Genomic DNA, 1,317 nt, shown 5'->3' with positions numbered 1-1,317 from the left:
TGGAGTTGACCCGTTTCCGTGAACACATCATTCTTTGTGTTCAAGGAGTCGCAAATGTCCAAAGTACGACCGCCGTACCCGGCGGAATTCCGCCAGCAGATGGTCGAGCTGGTTCGAGCCGGCCGCACGCCCGCGCAGCTCTCGCGTGAGTTCGGTGTCACCGCCCAATCCATCACCAACTGGGTTGGCCAAGCCGCCATCGACGACGGCAAGCCTTTACCAGGCAAGGAAGGCCTGAGCACTGCCGAGCGGGAAGAACTGGTGCGCCTGCGCCGGCAGTTGCGCCAGGTCCAGATGGAGCGCGACATCCTGGCAAAGGCTACGGCCTGGTTTGCCGGTCGCAGCGATGCGACTTCCACGAAGTCTTCGGACTCGTGATGGCGAACCAGGCCGACCTCCCTGTGCGCACCATGTGCCGTGTCCTCGGTGTCTCAGCCAGCGGCTTCTATGCCTGGCGCGACCGTGCTCCTTCACAGCGCAGCATCGCCAACGCGGTGATGACCGAGCGCATCCGCCAGATTCACCAGGACTCCTACGAGTCCTACGGAATGCCCCGGGTGCGGGCCGAGCTCATCGAGCAAGGTGTGAGCATCAGCCGCCAGCGCGTGGCCCGGCTCATGCGGCAAGCCGGCATCCACGGCATCAGCAAGCGCCGAGGCTTCACCGTCACCACCCGTCGCGACAAACGTCAGGCCCCAGCTCGTGACCTGGTCAACCGGCGTTTCCGCGCCACTGGCCCGAACCAGCTGTGGGTGGCGGACATGACCTACGTACCGACCTGGATGGGGTTTCTCTATCTGGCCGTGGTCATCGACGTCTGGAGCCGGCGCGTGGTGGGCTGGGCCATGGGCGAACGCATGACCGCAGACCTCGTTCTCGAGGCCTTGAACATGGCGCTGGAGCAGCGCAAACCCAAGGGTGTCATCCACCACAGCGACCAGGGCAGCCAGTACACGAGCGTGGCCTTCGGGGAGCGCTGCCGCCAGATGCAGGTCAGGCCTTCGATGGGAACGGTGGGCGATGCCTACGACAACGCAATGGCCGAGAGCTTCTTCGCCAGCCTGGAGGGCGAACTCATCGAGCGCAGCACCTTCCAGAGCAAAGCACAGGCCCGCATGGCGGTCTTCACATGGATTGAAGGCTGGTACAACCCCCGGCGCCGCCACAGCGGCCTGGGCTACCTCTCACCCCTGAACTTTGAAAGGAGCAACGAAGCCTTGTTTGATGTTGTCGACGAGGCCGTCGTGCATGTCGAGGCAACACCCGAAACGGTTTGAGAATCAAACCAGTACCCGTCCACGAAAGTGGGTCAACTCC

Annotated in this window: 1 protein-coding gene; it reads left to right on the top strand. The window is 63.3% G+C overall.

All coding sequences use genetic code 11. The features are described 5' to 3' along the window. Positions 1–54: 54 nt before the first annotated feature. Positions 55–1,277, top strand: a protein-coding gene (locus N5K27_RS28850) for an IS3 family transposase (protein ID WP_279821018.1) whose coding sequence is annotated in 2 segments (ribosomal slippage) — positions 55–322 and positions 322–1,277 — 1,224 coding nt in all. Because the reading frame shifts where the segments join, the coding sequence is not laid out codon by codon here. Positions 1,278–1,317: the final 40 nt, after the last annotated feature.

This window comes from Pigmentiphaga sp. GD03639 (genome assembly GCF_029845405.1).
Taxonomy (GTDB): domain Bacteria; phylum Pseudomonadota; class Gammaproteobacteria; order Burkholderiales; family Burkholderiaceae_B; genus Pigmentiphaga; species Pigmentiphaga daeguensis.
This window is presented reverse-complemented; position numbering and strand designations above follow the sequence as displayed.